The organism is Sphaerisporangium krabiense, from assembly GCF_014200435.1.
Classification (GTDB): domain Bacteria; phylum Actinomycetota; class Actinomycetes; order Streptosporangiales; family Streptosporangiaceae; genus Sphaerisporangium; species Sphaerisporangium krabiense.
Genome location: NZ_JACHBR010000001.1, coordinates 3490987 through 3506560 on the forward strand (window position 1 = coordinate 3490987; position 15574 = coordinate 3506560).

A 15574-nucleotide genomic window follows, 5' to 3' on the forward strand; every position below is an offset into this window, starting at 1 on the left:
GTTGGCTCGCGGAACGGACGGCAGCCCCTGTGTGCTGGGCGAACAGGCGGTCACCTGCCGGAAAGCGGAGGAAGACCGACTTGGTCTGCTACGGCGATGCCTGCAGCATGGGCGTGGCTTTCCTGGAACAATTGGTGAGACGGCTAAAGTGAATACTTCACCATGGATAACAGGATCGATAGTAAGACGACAGCGCGCCAGCCGGGGGGATCGGCGCGAGCGGAGGCGTGATGGCTCGCAGGTCAAACGTCCAGCACGGTCCGCGGACCGCTGGCGAACCCGAGCATTCGACGTACCCTCCCTCGCCGTACGACCCCGACCCTGAGCGCGTGCCGGCGCGCAGGGGCGCGGTTCGCCGCGGCGGTTGGTCCGGTGGGGGCGGGCGTTGGCTGGTCTGGACGGGCAGGGTCGTCTTGTGGGCCCTGATCGTCGTCATCGTGGTCAACGGCGTGCGGGCGCCGATCGAGCGGCTCACCGAGAGTGACACGCCCACGGGCACGACGGCGACCCCGACGGGTTCCGGCTTCCCCGAGGCGACGGCCTCGGCGTTCGCCGCGCAGTTCGCGGCGGCGTACCTGAACTTCGACGGCGCGAAGCCGGACGAGCGGGCCGATCGGCTGAAGCCGTTCCTTCCCGAGGGCGCGGACCGTCAATTGGGATGGAATGGTTTCGGCAGGTTCTCCGCCGGAACTTTCCAGCTATCGGACATCGAGGTGCAGGACGCGCAAAATGCCGTCGTAACGGTATTCGCGCAATCGGGAGCGCAGCGCTGGAAGCTTTCCGTCCCGGTTTATACCACGGATGGGAAATTCGTGGTTTCCGGTCAGCCGGCCCTGCTGCCGGCCGGCGGCCCGGCGGGGCTGCCCGCCATCGCCGAGCCCGAGCACGACGAGACGGCGGAGGCCGAGCTGCGCCCGCAGCTCGAGAGCTTCTTCAAGGCGTACGCGCAGGGAGACGCCACGCAACTGCAGCGGTACGTCGTCACGGGCGTCACGCTGGAGGGCTTCGGCAACAAGCTCACCCTTCAGGAGCTGAAGAGCGTCAGCGCCCCGCCCGGCGGGACCAGGCGCGAGGTCACCGCCGTCGTCGTGTGGGGCCTTCCCGCGACGGCCACGCCGTCACCGGCGCCGACCGATCCCGCCGCGCAGTCGGCGGGCCTGGAGCAGGCTTACCGTCTCACGGTCGAGAAGCAGGGCGACAACTGGTACATCAAGGACATCCGCGGCGCGACCCGGTCTGCCGGATGAGGCCGGGAGCCGCCATGACGAGCGAGGGAGCCGAGAAGGTAACGCGACGACGCGGGACCCTGGAGCGGCCCGTCGGCGCGACCACAAGCAGGAGGACGGAAGTTGATTCTTAAGGCCATCGTTGAGAACGCGGTCGAGGCCCTGGCGCCCACGGCGCCGGCCACGCCGCCGCCCGCCGGGGTGAACACCGCGGGCCTCGCGGACTTCCTGCGGAAGTTCTTCGCCCCGCTGTTCCTGGTCGTGGTGTCGGTCGTGGCGATTTTCTTCCTCTTCACGAGAGAGATCACCAGATTCGTCCAGTTCATCATTCTGGCCGTGGCCATCGGTGTGATCTTCTACGTGCCCAACGTCATCGAGGTGACGGCCAAGGCCATCGCGGGGGCGCTCGGCATCAAGTGAGCGTGATCGCGTGGCTGTGACTGGGAGAGGAGGATCGGATGGACCTGCCTACCTATACCAATATCTGGCGAATTGAGAAGCGGCTCTACAAGCTGTACGACCTTCGGCTGCCGATGCCGCTTCCGATCGTCTGGGTCGGTGTGTTCCTGGGAGTGCTGGTCCCGTGGTCGGTCCTCCTGGCGCTCGTCGGGGTCCCCTTCGAGTCGCCCTGGCACGTTCTCTTCATCGTGCCTCCGGGCATCGTCACCTGGCTGTCCACCCGTCCGGTGATCGAGAGCAAGCGGCTCAACGAGCTGCTCCAGTCGCAGATCCGCTATATCGGCGAGCCGAAGACCTGGTGCCGCCTGGCGCCGGCCGAGGAGCCCGACGAGATCGCGTTCACGGCCAAGGTGTGGCGCGCGGCCCCGGACACGGTGCGCCGCGCCGCCCCGGTCAGCGTCAAGCCGTCCGCCGCCACGGCCGCGTCGGGGGCCGCCAAGTCCCGGCGCGGCACGCGCGCCAAGCCCAAGCACACCGCTCCCCGGCGCCGGCCCCTGGAGGCGTGGAGTTCCGCCGCCCGTCAGGCCCCCGCCCTGAAGCGGGGCGCGTCCGCGGCGCCCGGTGAGGTCCGCCCGGTCGTGGCCGCGGCCGCCGCCGCGGTGACCACGCTCCCGGTCTCCGAACCCCCCGCCCTCGTCCCCGGCACCCGCACCCCCGAGCCCGTCAGGGAACACGCCTCCGAGGCCGCCCACGAGCACGCCTTCGAAGGCACTCGCGAGCGCGTGTCCGAGGGCGCCCGCGAGCGCGTGCCCGAAAAGGCTCGGGAGCGTAGGCCCGAGGCCGTTCGGGAGCGCGCGTTCGAAGGTGCCCGCGAGCGTGTGCCCGAAGGGGCGCGCAGGCGCGGGCCGGAGGGGGCCCAAGGACGTCCGTCGCAGGGAAGCCGGTCGCGTGCCGGGGAGGGGGCCCGGGTCACTCTGGGCGGGACGGCTCTGCCGCCTGGCGCCCTGATCCCGAACCTGCCTTCGTCGCCCGGCCCCGTGTCCCCGCCGGAGCGTGTGCCGGGACGGCCGGTGGAAGGGCCCGCGCCGGAGCGGCTCCCCGATCTCCTTCGCGGGGACCGTCCGGTGGCCTCCCTGCCCGCCCTCCCCGAGCCCGCCACCGAATCCCCGGCGCACACCGCCGAACCCCCCGCCCACCCCGTCACGTCGACGTCCGCCGCCGGGGCCCGGCCGCCGGCTGAGGAACCGCCGGTGACGGAATCGTCCCCGTCGCCCACGAAGCCCACCGAGACGGCCCTTCCCGCCGCACCACAGGTCACGGCGTCCGAGACGGCGCGATCGGCGGAATCCGGGCCGGTCGTCGAGCCGTCGACCTCCGAGACCACGCCGGAGGCGGGGCCGGTGCGCGAGGCGGGCGCCCCCGCGCCGATCGGGACGGAGGCGCTCCGCCGGCTGCGCAGGCTCGCGGCCTCCGCGGAGAGCCGGGAGACGCCGGGCCCGCGCGCGGTCCCCAGCGAGTCCGAGCGCCTGGCCTCCCACGAGTGGCCCGAGCCCGGCCGCGCGCTTCCGACGCCGTCCCCCGACCGCGCCCTGCCGCTCCCGCGGCTCGGCCCGGTCCCCCCTGTCCCCGCAGAGGCTCCGGAGCCGGCATCCACGCCCACCCCCGTGCCCGAGCGGACCGTCACGCACGCCCGCGCGTCGGAGCCGGCCGCCACTCCTCCTCGCGCGCCTGAGCCGGCCGTCACGCCCTCCCAGGTGCCCGAGCCGGCGCGGGAGCCGGTCGTGCGGGCGTTGGAGCCGGTGGCAGAGGTGTCGTCTCGGGCGGACGAGGCGCGTGCCGGGGACGGCGCGGGCCGGTCCGGCGCCGAGACCCTCGGCGGCGGGTCCGCCGAGACCCTGGGAGACGTTCCCGCGGAGGAGCGGGCGCCGCGCCGGAGTGGCGGGCTGGCGGTGGAGGGACGCGAGCAGCACCGTAAGGGGCAGCCGCCGCGCGCCGCGACGCCGCGCGAGCGAGGCCGCGAGGTGTTCGCCCGCTCCGTCTCTCCGGAGCGCGAGGCGCCGCCGCTGTCGATCCGCGCGGTTCCGGCGGCGGGCGCCGGGGTGGACCCGGCGGTGCCGTCCGTGCCCGTGCCCGGCCCCCGCGCGGGCGGCGAGCCTCGCGTGCGGCGCGTCGAGTCCGTCGTCGGACGTGACCAGACGGGCGGCTGGCGCCGCCTGGCCCAGGTCGTCGTGGGCGGCGGGGCCCCGAGCCGTAACGACGGCATCGAGGCGGACGAGGCCCGCGCCAGGACCGTGCTCACCGGCAGCCGCCGCGTCGTCGTGCTCGGCTGCACCGGCGGGGCGGGACAGACCACGACCACGCTGATGCTCGGCCACATCCTCGCCCGCTACCGCGAGGACCGCGTGCTCGCCGTGGACGCCAACACCGGCGAGAACACCCTCACCGGCCGTATCGCGGGCGACTCCCCCGAGACGCTGACCTCCCTGATGGCGGGGCTGGACGGCGTGAGCGGCTATCTGAGCATGCGCGCCTACACCACCCGCTGCGACTCCGGCCTGGAGGTCGTCGGCGCGGACGCGGACGCGGGCGCCGCGCGCAGGCTCGCCGACCGCCGCCTGTTCTCCGACGAGCGCATCGCCCGCGCCATGCGCGTGCTCGACCGGCACTACCGGCTGATCCTGGTGGACCCCGCCGCGGCGGTGGCCGCGCGCATGCTGGCGTACGCCGACCAGCTCATCCTGGTGGCCCCGGCCAGCGAGGACGCCCCGGACGCGGTGGCGATGACCTTCGACTGGCTCGACGGGCAGACCACGGCCGAGCTGAGGCGGCGTTCGATCATGGTGATCAACGGGGTCAGCCGCCGCAGCATGGCGGGCGTCGAGCAGGCGGAGGCGGTGGCCCGCGGCCGGTGCCGCGCGATCGTGCGCATCCCCTGGGAGGACGAGCTCGCCCCCGGGCGGCCCGGCCCCGCGCAGCCGGAACGGCTGCGGGCGGGAGCGCGCAGGGCGTACGTCGCCCTCGCGGGAGTTGTGGCAAGCGGGCTGGCGGCGGCGAGCCGCCCGAGCGAGGAGGAAGTGGCTCAGTGACCACGCAGCGAGCCGAAGAGGTGGCTCAGTGACCACGCCGGGAGCCGGGGAGCGGGCGGCCTGATGGGCAGGTCGTCGCGGTCGAGGAGCAGGCTGGCCGTGCGCTACTTCGACGATCGGATCCTTCTCACGGACTCCTCCGCATGGGCGTACTTCCGGCTTCCGACGGTGAGCTACGAGTTCGTCACCCCGGAGGAGCGCGAGGCCCTCGCCACCAACATCACCATCGCGCTGGCCGCGATCCGCATGCCGGACGCGGAGGTCCACCTGCGGGTCGCGCACCGGGCATACCCGGCGGCCGAGTGGGCGATGGCGCTGAACGCGACCTCCGACGAGGGGGACGGCTGGCGCGAGTACCTGGAGGACATGTACCGCCACGTCTGGGCGAAGGACTTCTGGACCAAGGAGGTCTATCTCGGGGTCCGCCTCGGCCCGCGCGGCGCCCAGCTCGGCACCGGCGTGCTGGCCCAGCTCTTCGGCCTCTACCAGCGCGGTGAGTCGTCGCTCGGCCTGGAGGACGACCAGGTCCCGGCCGGCGAGATCACCAAGTGGACCGACCAGGCCGAGCGCCTCGGCCGCGCGCTCGGCTCCAGCGCCCTGTACGCCCGGCACGCCACCTCCGGCGAGCTGGCCTGGCTGTTCCGGCACGCCGCCTCCGGCTCGCTCGGCGACCCGCCGTCGTCGGCCACCCCGTCCCGGCGGTGGGGCAAGGGCGAGGTCGAGTCGCTGGTCGAGGGGCAGATCCACAACGGCAGGTCGTTCCTGCGCATCGAGCAGCCGACCGGCGACTCCTACGTGGCGCACCTGTCGTTCGCCCGGTTCCCCGACCTGATGCCGTTCCCGGACGGCGAGCCGTGGCTGCACTTCGTCGACCAGTTACCGTTCCCGGTCGAGGTCAGCTCGCGGATGCGTCTCATCCCGCCGGTCAAGGCGAGCAAGGACGTCGCGCGCAAGCTGGCCCACGCGCGGGACATGGACATCCACATCCGCGAGGCGGGGGCGGAGGCGCCGATCGCGCTGGCCGAGCAGATCGACGCGGCCCGCATGCTGGAGCACGGCATCACCAAGGAGCGCCTGCCGTTCGTGTACGGCTGGCACCGGCTGGTCGTGGCCGCGCCGACCGAGGAGATGTGCGTGCAGCGGGTCGAGGCGGTGGTGGAGCACTACCGCGACATGGGCATCGACATCGTCAACTCGACCGGCGACCAGTTCTCGCTGTTCTGCGAGGCCCTGCCCGGCGAGAAGGTGCGGGTGAACGCCTACGCCCAGCGCCAGCCGCTGCGCACGATCGCGGGCGGCATGGCGACGGCCACCGTGGACCTCGGCGACCGCATCGACGAGAGCGGCGCGGGCTGGGCCGGGCCGTACATCGGGGAGACGCTGGGCCGCGCCCGGTCGATCGTCCACTTCGACCCTCTGGTCGCCGCGACGCGCAACCGGCCGACCGCGATCGCGATCACCGGCGAGCCGGGCGGCGGCAAGACGACGCTCGCGCTGCTGCTGATCTACCAGATGGCGCTGCGCGGGGTGACGGTCGCGGTGATCGACCCCAAGGGCGACGCCGAGTCGCTGGTGCAACTGTTGCAGAGGCGAGGGCGGAAGGCGCGGATCATCCCGCTGGGCTCGGCCGCCCCCGGCCTGCTGGACCCGTTCTCCTTCGGCGACGACATCGCCGCGAAGAAGACGATGGCCACCGAGACGCTGCGGCTGCTGCTGCCCCGCATGTCGGAGGAACGCGAGTCGGCGATGATCCAGGCCGTCTCGACGGTGTCCAACGGGGACGACCCGTCGCTGGGGAAGGTCGTCGACCATCTGGAGCAGTCCGAGGACCCGGCGTCGAAGAACCTGGGCGCGGTGCTGCGGTCGATGGCCGAGATGCACCTGGCCCGGCTGTGCTTCGACCCCTCCGGCGGGGACCAGATCGACAGCGAGGGCTGGACCACCGTGTTCACCCTCGGCGGTCTGACGCTGCCCGACGTCGCGACCACCCGCGACGACTACTCCTACGAGCAGCGGCTGTCGGTGGCCCTGCTGTACCTGGTGTCGCAGTTCGCGCGGCGTCTGATGAACGGGCTGGACCGCCGCGCCCCGAAGGCGATCTTCCTGGACGAGGCGTGGGCGATCACCTCGACGCCCGAGGGCGCCAAGCTCGTGCCGGAGGTGTCCCGCATGGGCCGGTCGCGCAACACCGCGCTCGTGCTGGTCTCGCAGAACGCGGGTGACCTGCTCAACGAGCAGGTGACCAACTGTCTGTCCTCGGTGTTCGCCTTCCGCTCGACCGAGCGGGTCGAGGTCGACAGCGTCATGGCGCTGCTCGGCGTCGAGCCGTCCGAGGAGCACAAGGGCGCGCTGCGGTCGCTCGGGAACGGCGAGTGCATCTTCCGCGACCTCGACGGACGTGCGGGGCGCATCGGCGTCGATCTCATCTCGGAGGAGTTGCTGCGTTGGCTGGATACCAATCCGACCCACGACAAACCCGACGAGAGCATGCATGATCCTCGTGGGCGAGCGAGTAGGTCGGCGGCTGCGCAGGAGGTGCGGTCATGAGACTTCATGAGCCGGGCGGGCGAGGCGAGGGACGGCGGTGGCCCCGTGGGGCCGGTGGAATCGCCCGGGTGTTCCGGGCGGTGTGCGAAGGGGTGGTGCGGGCCGCCACGCCGGTGCGGGCGACGTCCGGGCTGGCGGAACCGGTGAAGACGCCGAAGCGTGCCACGCGCACGCGCGGGTCCAGGCTGCGGCGCAGGGTCCTGGTGGTGTTCGCGCTGCTGCTCGGCGTGGTGGTCGTCCCGATCGCCTTCTCGCCGAACGTCGCGGGCGCGGCGGGGCCGTGCGACCTGTCCCCGGACCTGGCGCCGGAGATGGTCGGCGGCAGCGTGGACGGCCTCGTGAAGCCGCCCCCCGCGGAGACCCCCTCCGTGACGCCGACCACGGCCCCGAAGCCGCTGCCTCCGGGCGCGGTGTCCGGCACCACCTCGCAGGGCGTCGTGAACCCGACGACGAACTACGAGCGGTACGGCATGGCCGGCCAGTTCTGGCACACCTACGAGCTCGGCTGCACCGACGTGGCCGCCGTGCTCGGCAACGCGTGGGCCAACACGGTGTTCCTGTGGGCCAAGGCCATCGACCGGATGACGATCACGACGTACGAGGCGGCGGCCACCGAGGGACCGCTCCAGTCCATCAAGGACGTCGTCGACGACATCATCACCAACCTGGCCAACGCCATGTACTGGCCGTACCTGCGGGTGATCATCCTGCTGGCCGCGGTCTGGCTGGCGTGGTACGGGCTCATCAGGAAGCGGGCCAGCACCACGGCCGAGGGCGTCATCTGGATGATCCTCGCCGTCGTGGCGGCCGTGTGGTTCTTCAGCCGTCCCGGCGACTTCACCGGGCTCGGCAAGGTCGTCACCGACAAGACGGCCGAGGTGGTCAACTCGGCGTTCAGCGGGCTGCCCGGGGCGGGCGGCGCGTCGTGCCTGCCGGTCAAGGGGCAGACCGGCGCCAAGGCCACGCCCGGCGGGTACGGCCAGAGCGGCACGCCCGGCGTCGCGCAGAACGCCGACGCGTTGTGGTCCACGCTGGTCTGCAAGCCGTGGCTGATGGGCGAGTTCGGCACCGCCGACGTCAAGGCGCCGGTCGTGGCGACCATGGGGCCGAAGCTGCTCGACATCCAGGCCACCGACCTGCAGGAGCAGAACTCCGGGGAGAAGTCCACCTCCACCGCCCACCAGGCGCGCTACGAGGAGGAGATCGCCAAGCCCTTGAAGAGCACGCCCATGTTCTTCCTCTTCCAGGGCAAGGACTGGACGAGCAGGCTGGGCATCGCGATCGGCGCGCTGCTGGCCGCCCTGGTCGCCGGCGTGCTGATCTTCCTGGTGGCGGTCTCGCTCATCGCGCTCAAGATCGGCTTCCTGTTGCTGCTGATCCTCGGCCCGGTGTTCCTGCTGATCGGCGTCCATCCCGGCTCAGGGCGGATCATCGCGATGCGCTGGGTCGAGATGCTCGTCGGCACCCTGCTCCGGCAGGCCGTGCTGGCCCTCGTCCTAGGCGTGCTCGTGTACGGCTATTCGCTGATCATCGCGACCGAGCTGCCGTGGGGCATGCAGATCATGTTCATCGCGTTGCTGACGATCGCGGTGTTCTTCTACCGGCGTCCCTTCCAGCACCTCTTCGCCTCCATGGACGGGCACACGCTCACCACGCGCATGCTCGGCGAGGCCGCCTCGGCGCCCACGTTGCAGCGGGCCGCGAACGTGCTGCCCCCGGTGGCGGCGGCCCGCATGGGCCGCTGGGGCCTGCGCAAGGCCGAACCGGTCATCAACGCGGCCGCGATGGCCACGGGCGCCTCGGCGGCGGCCGCGGCGGCCGGGGCGGTGGCGCAGGGCCGCGTGCGGGGCGAGGACGTCACCCCGGGCGCCGCGCAGCAGACCGGCACCCGGGTGTCCGCGGGCGCGCAGCCGACTCCGCTCGACCCCGACGGCCAGGCGGGCGTGCGCCGCAAGGCGACCGGGCGCGGCGCCGCCGTCCCGCGGCCCGGCGCGGCCCCGCCGCTCAACCTCAACGGGCGTCCCAACGGCGCCACGGGCCCGGCCGGGCGTCCCGGGGGCGGGGCGGCTCCCCGCACGGGCGCGCGGACGGGCACGGGCGGCTCAGGGACGGGCGGCTCGGGAACGGGCGGCTGGTTCGGCGGCGGCCCCGGCCGCGGCCCCCGGCCCTCGTCGGGCTCCTCCGGTGGCTCCTCGGGCGGGTCGTCGGGCGGGTCGTCGGGTGGCGCCTCGGGCGGTTCGGCGCCGCGGGCCCCGCGCTCGACGGCCGGCGGTCCCCGCGGCCTGCTCGGCGGTGGCGGCGGTGGCGGGTCCTCCTCGCGGGGCTCGGGCGGCTCCTCCCGCGGTTCCGGCGGCTCCTCGCGGAGTTCGGGCGGCGGGTCGTCGCGCGGGTCCTCCGGAGGGTCCTCGCGGTCCGGCAGCGGCATCTTCGGCGGCTCGAACGGCAACGGCGGCGGCTCCCGCGACCGCGGGGCCGGGTGGTTCGGCGGGCGTTCGGGCTCTGACGAGGCGCCCCCGCTGTGGCTGCCCCCGCGCCAGGACGGCGGACGCTCCGAGGACGCGCCCTTCTGGCTGCTCCCCGCAGACGGCGACAAGGACTGACGGTGGCGCGTATCGGCGACCGGCGGGGGCTCGTCTTCGCCGGAGTGGTCGTCGCCATCGCGGCGGTCGGCATCTACCTGTCCGTGCGGTCGGCCTCCGATGATCCGGACGAGCCCCGCCCGACCACCGGGGCCGTGGTGTCCACGGCCCCGGCCGCCCCCTCCTCCGGCGTACGCGTCCCGTCGCCGGTCAGGTCGGGCGCGTTCGACATCTACGCCTACCTGCCGCTGTCCAAGGACCAGATCGCCCAGGCGGCGGACGCGGCGCAGCGCTTCGCCGTCGCGTACGCGACCTACCGGTGGGACGAGGACCCGGCGTCCTACGCCGAGCGGCTGAAGGCGTTCACGACCGCCGACCTCGGCACCGTGCTCGCCAGGGACGTGACCTCCCCGGCGACCGTGGAGCGCAACCGCGCCGACCAGGTCGTCTCGGAGGGCTCCGCCCGGTTGAAGGAGATCCGCGACATCGCGGGCGGGTCGATCGTGTTCGTGGTGACCGCCGTCCAGCGCATCACGGCCAAGAGCGGCCCGCAGGAACGTGGCACCGACTACGCCGTCACGCTCACCCAGGTGGGCAGCCAGTGGCAGGTGTACGACATGCAGCCCGCGGAGGCCGGCCAGGACGGAGACCCGGGCGGGGGGACGGCGGAGTGACGTCGCGCGTACGCATCGCCCTGCTCATCGGCCTCGCCGGGGTCGTGCTGGTCACGCTGGTGATGGCGCCGATGCTGATGAGCACGTTCCCCGCCTTCCTCGGCGCGGGCGGCGGGGCCGCCGACTGCGTGGACGACACGTTCAAGGTGACGAACGTCTCCGACACCGCGCAGTCGGACATCCCACGCGACTACCTGGAGCTCTACAAGAAGTGGGGCAAGAAGACCGGCGTGCAGTGGACCGTCCTGGCGGCCGTCGGCAAGCGCGAGACCGATCACGGGCGCTCGAACCTGCCCGGCGTGAAGGGCGGGACGAACTACGCGGGCGCCGCGGGCCCGATGCAGTTCCTGGTCAGCACGTGGGGCGGCAAGGCCAAGATCAAGATCCCGTCGAAGTTCAACGGCTACGCCTCCGACGGCGACGAGGACGGCTGGGCCGACGTCTACAACCCGGCGGACGCCATCCTGGGCGCGGCGAAGATGCTCAAGCGCAACGGCGCCCCCGGCGACCTGACCCGCGCCCTGTTCGTCTACAACCACGCGATGTGGTACGTCGAGCAGGTCCTGCAGATCGCCCGGCGCTACGCCGTGGACGGCACGCTGGAGGTCCCGCCGGAGGCCGACCCCGCGTGCGACCCGCCCCTGGTGGACGCGGCGCCGACGGAGGTCGTCAAGAAGATCATGGAGTACGCCCTGGCCCAGCGCGGCAAGCCGTACGTCTGGGGCGGCACGGGCCCGCACGGGTACGACTGCTCCGGGATCATCTACATGGCCTACCGCGCGGCCGGGCTGTCGATCCCGCGGACGACCTTCGGCCAGTGGCCCTTCGGCGCGAAGATCTCCAAGGGCAAGGAGCAGGCGGGCGACCTGGTGTTCTTCAACGCGGGTCCGGGCACGTCCTCCGACAACCCCGGCCACGTCGGCATGATCGTCTCGCCGGGCAAGATGATCGAGGCTCGCTGCACGCTCTGCGGCCCCATCAAGGTGACGACCTACCGCGACCGTCCCAACATCGTCGGCTACACGCGTCCCCTCGAAAACCCAACCGTCCTAGAACAGCTCAAGCGGCTCGGGCTTACGTAGATCGGTGCATTCCGGTTGCAGGCGTGATGCCGGGGGCGGGCCTGGCCGCGGACTCCCTACTCTTTACCGCCATGGAGAAGATTGTTGTGGCGGCGGTCATCGTCGAGGAGGGCAGGGTGCTCGCGGCCCAGCGGGCCCGGCCGCCGGAGGTGGCGGGGGGATGGGAGTTCCCCGGCGGCAAGGTCGACCCTGGTGAGAGCGACGAGCAGGCATTGATCCGGGAGTGCCGGGAGGAGCTGGGGGTCGGCATCTCCGTGGGGGAGAGGGTCGGCGGGGACTGGCCGTTGAGTCCCGGGTACGTGCTGCGTGCCTGGTTCGCCCGGCTGGTTTCCGGGGTCCCGCACCCCCACGAGCACTTGGCGCTGCGCTGGCTGGGCCGTGACGAGCTCTTCGGCATCCCTTGGCTTCCCGCCGACCTCCCCATCGTCGAAGCCGTACGGGATCTGATCCCCGAGGGTTGAGTCCCGGCACGATGTGAGATAACTGCTACACAGCGTGACGAGTTTGTCGCGTACCGTATCGGGGAACGGGGGGCTGTAGTGGCCGGTTGGTGGCAACGTGCCCGGGTGGTGTCCGTGGTGGGCACCGGAGCGCTGATCCTGGGCGGCGGTGGATCCGCCATGACGGCGGCCGCGGCCGAGCGGGATCCTGCGGGTCCGCCGGATTCCAGCGAGGCGAAGCTCAGCGTGCGGCTGGTGGCGGAGGCCCAGAACAGGCCGCGGACCACGATCCACGCGGGTGATGTCCTGCACTTCCGCGTCAGGCTCGACGGCCCGGCCAGGCGGACGCGCCTGACGGTGGCCACCACCCCGGCCGACGCGCCGGTCCTGGTGGGCTGCGACGACCGTGTGCCCGAATCCGCCAGGCCCCAGTCCGCCAGGCCGCAGTCCGCCAGGCCCCAGCCCGCCAAGCCGCAGTCCGCCGAGTCCCAGTCCGTCGGGTCGCAGTCCGTCGGGCCAGAGGCCACGAGGCCCGAGTCCGGTAGGGCCCAGTCCGCGCGGCCTGAGTCCACCAGGGCCGAGTCCACGAGATTCGAGTCCACCGGATCGGCCAGGCCGGGAGCGCGCCCGCGCGTCTGCGAGTTCGACCGGCTCACGGACGGCAAGACCGTCGACGTGGCCCTGCGGGTGCCCCGGGAGGCCGACGAGGTCGGCGTGGTCGCCGTCGCCGACCTGAACGACCCGACGGGCGTGCAGTGGATCCGCCGCGAGGCCGACGTCCGGCTCCGCGTCACGCCCGCCGTGGGCGACCCCGAGGCCGACGCCAAGACCGCGACCGCGACGGCCACGGTGCGGCCCCGGGCGGCTGGCGGGACGGGCAACGGGAACGGCGACGACGGCGACGACACCACCAACGGCGCGACGGCGAACGCCGGCGCGGGCGTCCAGGCGGGCCCTGGACCGGTGGCCACCACCGGGGACGACACCGGCGACGTCGGGGACACCGTGGACGACGGCGTGACGGGCCTGGGGACCGGCATCGGGACGGGCCTCGGGGGTGTCGTCGGCATCGCCGACAACGGAGATGCCGACGATGACGACGACGTGGCCGACAACGACGGCGGGTCCGCCGGCGGCTGGTTCGACACGGTCGGATCGGGCGTCGGCCGCGACGCCCGGGGCGCCGTCAAGGCTCCACGGCCGACGGGAGGGCCGGTGCCCCTCGCGGACGGCACGCCCGCCGAACCCGTCGCGGGCGGCACCCCGGCCGGGCCTTTCGCTCAGGTCATCACGAAGGGGACGGGCAAGCCCGTGGCCCCGGGCCGGGACAAGGCGTCCACGAAGTCGGACGACGTGACCGATGACCCCGCCGCCACGAGCCCGGCCACGCCGTGGTCGCCGTTCGGCGTGACCTCCACGGGGCCGTTCCAGGCGCGACCGGACCAGTTCGGCGTCACCACGGCCAAGGCGGTCAAGGACGGCGACGACGTCAGGGCCGTGCACGCGGTCGCCGTCGTGCCGCCGTCCACGCCGGTGACGGCACCGAAGCCTCCGTCCGGCCGCACTCCGGCGACCGCCGCGCCGACCGGCAGCCCGGCGACCGCCGCGGGCAACGCGGCGGCCAACGCCGCGAAGGCCACCAAAGCGGCGAAGGCAGCCAAGGCCAAGCTCGCCGGGGCCGTCCCGAACCCGGCTCCTGGCGTTCCCGCCAAGCCGGTCGGAGCTCCGGGTAAGCCGGTCGGGGTTCTGGCCCCTGGCAAACCCGTCCAGCCGGCCAAAGCCGCCAAGGCCGGTAAGCACGCGAACGCCGTGGGCGCGCTGCCCATGCCGAACCCGGTGCCCATGCCGAACCCGGTGCCCGCGCCCGCGCCGCTCCCGCCGGTGGCGCCGCCGCCCGCGATGCAGCCGCCGCCGGCGCTGCCCATGGTGCCGCCCGCGCCCGCGCTCACTCCCGCGCCCGGCCAGGCCCAGCCGCCCGCGGGCGTGCTCGCGCCCGGCGCCGGTCCGGCCCGGCCCGTCACGCCCGTCCAGGCCGCGGGGCAGGGCGCGCCGTTCGCGGACGCGCCGCCGCCCGGCCAGGCCCAGGCGGCGGCTCCGCTCGGCGCGCCGCTCCCGCAGGAGGCGCGTCCCGGCGGCCAGGATCTGATGGCCGTGTCCGAGCCCGAGGACTCGCGGATGCCGGGCACCCTGCCCGCCGCCATCGGCGTGGTGGCCCTGCTGGTGATCGCGCTCGCCGTGCGGCTGCGGCTGCGGCACCGTAAGGCGGCCAGAACATCAGCCGCTGATTAGGAAGAGTGTTGCTAAACGCCCTTTACTGTTACTTTTGCCAATCTAGGATTGCCTTGGTTCGGCAGAAGTCGGTTCAGGCGGAGGGCAACGGTGAATGGACGCGCGCGTGTGACGACCGTGTCCGCGGTCGTCGCCTCGTTAGGGCTGACGGGCGCCGTGCTTCTCGCCACGGCGCCCCTGACCTCCCCCCGGGCGAACGCGGCGCAGGCGGCCATGGCCGATCCGACCCAGGTGATCGAGCCCAGCGACCCGACCATCACCGACATCCCTGAGGATCCTCAGGACGATCCGGAGCCCACCGTGACGGTGACGATCACGGAGAGCCCCGACCCGACGGTCACCAAGACCCGCACGGTCACTCCCAAGCCGCGGACGACCACCAAGGCCCCGAAGCCTCCTAAGCCGTCGGCGACGAAGACCACGCCGATCGCGCCGGCGCCGACGCAGGAGCCGATTTCCACGGCCGCGCCGGTGCTCCCCACGAACCCGCCGCTGGCCACGAGCCCCGAGCCGACGCCCGAGGCCTCCACCCCTGACCCCCAGGTGGTGCTGGAGCTGGCCTCGCCCACGCCGACGCCGACGCCGAACGTCTCCGAGCCGGCGACCATGGCCTTCGAGGATCCGACGCCCGACTCGGTGCCCATCGTGATCCGCAAGGCCTCGCCGGAGTACGACCAGCTCACGCTGAGCAGGAAGCTGGCCATTCCCGGAGTGTTGCTGGCCGTGCTGGTGATGCTCGGCGTTCTGATCTTCGAGGGCCGGCTCCGCCGGATGGCGCACGCGGCCGCGGTCCAGAAGGCGGGGCCGCGCGGGCCCGGCCGGCACCGTGGCGACTTCCCGGGCGCCTACCCCATGCCGGGCCAGCCGATCTACCACGCGGGCACGACGTACGCGCCGATCATCAGCTTCGTCCCGGTGCACGGCTACCCCGCCGCGCCCTACCAGGACCCCTACGCCGGCTTCTACGACCCGGCGACCGGGATGCCGATGACGCCCGGTCAGACGATGCCGCCCGCGGGCCCGGCCGACCCGTGGCCCCGCGCCGCCGACGTGACCGCGACCTTCCCCGTCGCCGGGCAGACGCCGCCCGTGGCGACCCCGGGACAGGTTCACGGCGAGCAGGCCACCACCCTGCAGGGCCCGCTGCCCAAGCCCAAGCGTCGCGGCCTGTTCCGCCGCTCCTGAAGCCCGCCACCGGCCCGCGAGGCGCCGGGTCCCGAACGCCTACGGGCCGCCCACCGGCTGGTGGGCG

At 73.3% G+C, this 15574-nt stretch carries 10 protein-coding genes; all 10 read left to right on the plus strand.

All coding sequences use genetic code 11. From position 1 onward, the window contains the following. The first annotated feature begins 437 nt into the window (after window positions 1–437). The 10 genes from BJ981_RS15600 to BJ981_RS15645 all read left to right on the plus strand — a co-directional run bounded on the left by BJ981_RS15600 (window position 438) and on the right by BJ981_RS15645 (window position 15507). A complete protein-coding gene (locus tag BJ981_RS15600; protein WP_311745481.1) occupies window positions 438–1247 on the plus strand; it encodes a conjugal transfer protein in 810 nt (269 codons plus the stop codon). A 141-nt stretch (window positions 1248–1388) separates the two neighbouring features. Continuing rightward, window positions 1389–1646 carry a hypothetical protein gene (locus tag BJ981_RS15605; protein ID WP_239123101.1) on the plus strand — a complete coding sequence of 86 codons (258 nt, stop codon included), beginning with the start codon at window positions 1389–1391 and terminating at the stop codon, window positions 1644–1646. Between the two features lie 38 nt (window positions 1647–1684). After that, on the plus strand, window positions 1685–4711 hold the full coding sequence (locus BJ981_RS15610; protein ID WP_184612052.1) for a TcpE family conjugal transfer membrane protein: 3027 nt from the start codon (window positions 1685–1687) through the stop codon (window positions 4709–4711). A 63-nt stretch (window positions 4712–4774) separates the two neighbouring features. Continuing rightward, window positions 4775–7258, plus strand: coding sequence for an ATP-binding protein (locus tag BJ981_RS15615; RefSeq protein WP_184612054.1), 2484 nt, complete (start codon window positions 4775–4777; stop codon window positions 7256–7258). Beyond that, window positions 7255–9858 carry a hypothetical protein gene (locus BJ981_RS15620; protein ID WP_204070487.1) on the plus strand — a complete coding sequence of 868 codons (2604 nt, stop codon included), beginning with the start codon at window positions 7255–7257 and terminating at the stop codon, window positions 9856–9858. Before BJ981_RS15615 ends, BJ981_RS15620 begins: the two co-directional genes overlap by 4 nt. Before the next feature lie 2 nt (window positions 9859–9860). Beyond that, complete coding sequence (locus tag BJ981_RS15625) at window positions 9861–10511, plus strand: hypothetical protein (RefSeq protein WP_184612056.1); 651 nt, start codon at window positions 9861–9863, stop codon at window positions 10509–10511. Continuing rightward, entirely contained in the window at window positions 10508–11593 is a 1086-nt protein-coding gene (locus BJ981_RS15630; RefSeq protein ID WP_239139485.1) for a C40 family peptidase, read from the plus strand. Before BJ981_RS15625 ends, BJ981_RS15630 begins: the two co-directional genes overlap by 4 nt. A gap of 71 nt (window positions 11594–11664) precedes the next feature. Then, on the plus strand, window positions 11665–12054 hold the full coding sequence (locus tag BJ981_RS15635) for a (deoxy)nucleoside triphosphate pyrophosphohydrolase (RefSeq protein ID WP_184612058.1): 390 nt from the start codon (window positions 11665–11667) through the stop codon (window positions 12052–12054). Between the two features lie 105 nt (window positions 12055–12159). Next, window positions 12160–14322 carry a hypothetical protein gene (locus tag BJ981_RS15640; RefSeq protein WP_184612060.1) on the plus strand — a complete coding sequence of 721 codons (2163 nt, stop codon included), beginning with the start codon at window positions 12160–12162 and terminating at the stop codon, window positions 14320–14322. Window positions 14323–14430: 108 nt separating this feature from the next. Continuing rightward, window positions 14431–15507: a hypothetical protein gene (locus tag BJ981_RS15645; RefSeq protein WP_184612062.1), complete on the plus strand. Its 1077-nt coding sequence runs from the start codon at window positions 14431–14433 to the stop codon at window positions 15505–15507. Window positions 15508–15574: the final 67 nt, after the last annotated feature.